The following is a 3070-nucleotide window of genomic DNA, read 5'->3' as shown; positions in this document are numbered from 1 at the left end:
CGGGGGCGGCATCGGGGTCGACGGCCACGAAAGTCTCAACATTGCTCATACGTGTAGTCCGCATTCTGTCTTGTCGGTTCCTGCCCAGCGGCCGGCGCGGGGGTCATCGCCCGGCGCCACCTTGCGGGTGCAGGGCTGGCAGCCAATGGACGGGTAGCCCTGTGAAAGCAGCGGGTTGACGGGGAGGAGGAAGTCGATCGAGTACTGCACCAGCTGGTCGAAGCTCCAGGCCGCGACCGGGTTGACCTTGACCAGGCCGTTGGTCTCGTCCCAGGTGACCAGCGGGGTGTTGGTGCGGGTGGGCGCCTCGTCGCGGCGGACCCCGGTGAACCAGAGTTCGTAGCCGGCGAGGGTGCGGCGCAGCGGGGCCACCTTGCGCAGCGCACAGCACTGGGCGGCATCGCGGGCGAAGAGGTCCTTGCCGAGCAGCCGGTCCTGCTGCTCCACGGTGTGCACCGGCTGCACGTCGACGACGTTGACGTGCAGGCTCGCGGCCACCTCGTCACGCGTGGCATGGGTTTCCGGGAAGTGGTAGCCGGTTTCCAGGAAGAGGACGTCGACGCCGGGGAGCTGGTCCGCGACGAGCGCGGGGAGGACGGCGTCGGCCATGGAGCAGGCGACGGCGACGGCGGGCAGCTCGAAGTTGCGCGCCACCCAGGCGATGACCTCGCGGGCCGGGGCGTCCCAACCGAGCTCGGCGGCGCCGGATTCGGCGATGGCCTTGAGCTCGTCGTGGGTGCGGAGGGTGGCGCTCATTGCAGATCACCCTCGTCGGCGGCGAAGGCCCATTCGGCGAAGGTCTGGCCCTCGGTGTGGTCGGCAACAAACTTCCGGACCACGCGTTCCACATAGTCGGGAAGGTCCTCGGCCGTGACCTTGAGTCCGCGGACGGTGCGCCCAAGGCCCGCCTCCTCGCGGCTGTTCGAAGCCAGCCCGCCGCCGAGGTGGACCTGGAAACCCGGGGTGGGGTCGCCGTCGGGCGTGGGAAGCATCATGCCCTTGAGGCCGATGTCCGCGGTCTGGATCCGGGCGCAGGAGTTGGGGCAGCCGTTGATGTGCAGCGACAGGGCCTGCGGGAGCTGTTCGGACTCGACGAGGTCGGCGAGGCGGCGTTCCAGCTCGGCGACGGCGGTGGCGGCCGTGACTTTGGTTTCGACGATGGCGAGCTTGCAGTATTCGATGCCCGTGCAGGCGATGGTGCCGCGGCGGAACACGGACGGCCGGGCGGACAGGCCCAGGGCGTCGAGCTCGGCCACGAGCGGTTCCACCTGGTCCTTGGGCACGTCGAGGACCACCAGCTTCTGGTGCGGGGTGGTGCGCAGCCGCTGCGAGCCGCGGGCCTCCAGGGTGTCGGCGAGCTTCACGAGCTGGCTGCCGGAGAGCCGGCCGGCCAGCGGGGTGGCGCCGATGAAGAACCTGCCGTCCTTCTGCTCGTGCACGCCAATGTGGTCACCCGGGGTGGAGGGCTTGGGCGCGGCCGGGCCGTCGTCGAGTTTGTAGCCGAGGTATTCGTCCTCGAGGACCTGGCGGAACTTCACCGGACCCCAGTCCGCCAGCAGGAACTTCAGGCGGGCCTTGGTGCGCATGCGCCGGTAGCCGTAGTCGCGGAAGATGCTGGTGACACCGAGCCACACATCGGCGGCCTGGTCCGGCCGGACGAAGGCGCCGAGGCGTTTGCCCAGCATTGGGTTGGTGGAGAGCGCGCCGCCCACCCAGAGGTCGTAGCCGATGCCGAGTTCGGGGTGGACCAGGCCCACGAGGGCGACGTCGTTGATCTCGTGCACCACGTCCTGGCTGGGGTGGCCGGTGATGGCGGTCTTGAATTTACGCGGCAGGTTGGCCAGTTCCGGGTCGCCGATAAAGCGTTCGGCGAGCTCGTGGATCAGCTGCGTGGGGTCGATGAGCTCGTCCTTGGCGATGCCGGCAACCGGGGAGCCGAGGATGACGCGGGGCACGTCGCCGCAGGCTTCCGTGGTGGACAAGTCCACCGACTCGAGGCGGCGCCAGATTTCCGGCACGTCCTCGACCCGGATCCAGTGCAGCTGGATGTTCTGGCGGTCGGTGAGATCGGCCGAGTCGCGGCCGAAGTCGACGGAAATCTGGCCGATGACGCGCAGCTGCTCGGTGGTGAGGGCGCCGCCGTCGATCCTGACGCGCAGCATGAAGTACTTGTCCTCGAGCTCGTGCGGTTCGAGCGTGGCGGTCTTGCCGCCGTCGATCCCGGGCTTGCGCTGCGTGTAAAGGCCCCACCAGCGGAAGCGGCCGTGCAAATCCGTGCCGTCGATCGAGTCGAAGCCGTGCTTGGAGTAGACAGACTCGATGCGCTCGCGGACGTTCAGGCCGTTGTCTTCCTGCTTCCAGGTTTCGTTGGCGTTCAGCGGCGCGGTGCCGTCCACTTTCCACTGCCCGTGCGGCTTTGCGGCGGGGCGGGAGGTGGGGCGCTTGGTGCGGCCTGGGGCAGCCTGGTCCGAGGACGCTCCGGCTAGAGCTGTATCAGTCATGGATCGACTGTAGGGCGGCCCGTAATGCCGTCACAAAGGGTCAGAAACGCGGGGTCACCTAGGGCAACAAATCGTCACGAAGCCTCGGCGAGCCTTGAAGTGGCGCGGTTCCTGTGCATGGTCCGGGGCAGTGTGGCGGGGCCGCCGCCGGGCTTCAGGCGCCTGCCGCGAGGGCGGCGTCGTAGCGTTCCAGCGCGATCTCGGCGAGCACCGGGGACGGCAGCAGGGCCGCCGTGACCAGGTCCGCGCCGGCCTTACCGAGCTGGTCGTGAAAGAAGCCGGGGGCCAGCAGATAGGCGGCGATGACCACGCGGCCGCCCAGGTCCACCGCCCCGGCGGACTCCCCTGCGCCGGCGCCGCCAGCCGCCTCTTCGCGCAGCATGGCGACGGCGTCGGGCACTGAAGGCTTCGCGGACGCGCCGTACGCGGCCATGATGCGGTTGGAACGCAGGGCACGGAGCTGGTCTGCGAGTTCCTCGACATTCTGCGCCGCGGTGGGGTCGGAGGACCCGGCAGCGGCGAGGATCACGGCGTCGTTGTCGGTCACGCCGGCTTCCCGGAGCCGGACG

At 69.4% G+C, this 3070-nt stretch carries 3 protein-coding genes; all 3 read right to left on the bottom strand.

Going from position 1 to position 3070, the window contains the following annotated elements; all coding sequences use genetic code 11:
* Positions 1–45: 45 nt before the first annotated feature.
* Positions 46–756 (bottom strand): phosphoadenylyl-sulfate reductase, encoded by a 711-nt coding sequence (locus tag K789_RS0107880; protein ID WP_024366285.1) that lies wholly within the window; start codon positions 754–756, stop codon positions 46–48.
* A complete protein-coding gene (locus K789_RS0107875) occupies positions 753–2501 on the bottom strand; it encodes a nitrite/sulfite reductase (protein ID WP_024366284.1) in 1749 nt (582 codons plus the stop codon). Before K789_RS0107875 ends, K789_RS0107880 begins: the two co-directional genes overlap by 4 nt.
* 154 nt (positions 2502–2655) lie before the next feature.
* On the bottom strand, positions 2656–3070 hold a 415-nt coding region (locus K789_RS0107870), incomplete at its 5' end, for a sirohydrochlorin chelatase (RefSeq protein WP_024366283.1).

This window comes from Arthrobacter sp. TB 26, assembly GCF_000427315.1.
Classification (GTDB): Bacteria; Actinomycetota; Actinomycetes; order Actinomycetales; family Micrococcaceae; genus Arthrobacter.
Note: the sequence above shows the minus strand (reverse complement) of the source record. Positions and strands in the feature narration are given on the sequence as shown.

Excerpts from the sequence above, each read along its gene's own strand:
- K789_RS0107875 (WP_024366284.1), bottom strand. The coding sequence starts at position 2,501 with ATGACTGATACAGCTCTAGCCGGAGCGTCCTCGGACCAGGCTGCCCCA.
- K789_RS0107880 (WP_024366285.1), bottom strand. The coding sequence starts at position 756 with ATGAGCGCCACCCTCCGCACCCACGACGAGCTCAAGGCCATCGCCGAA.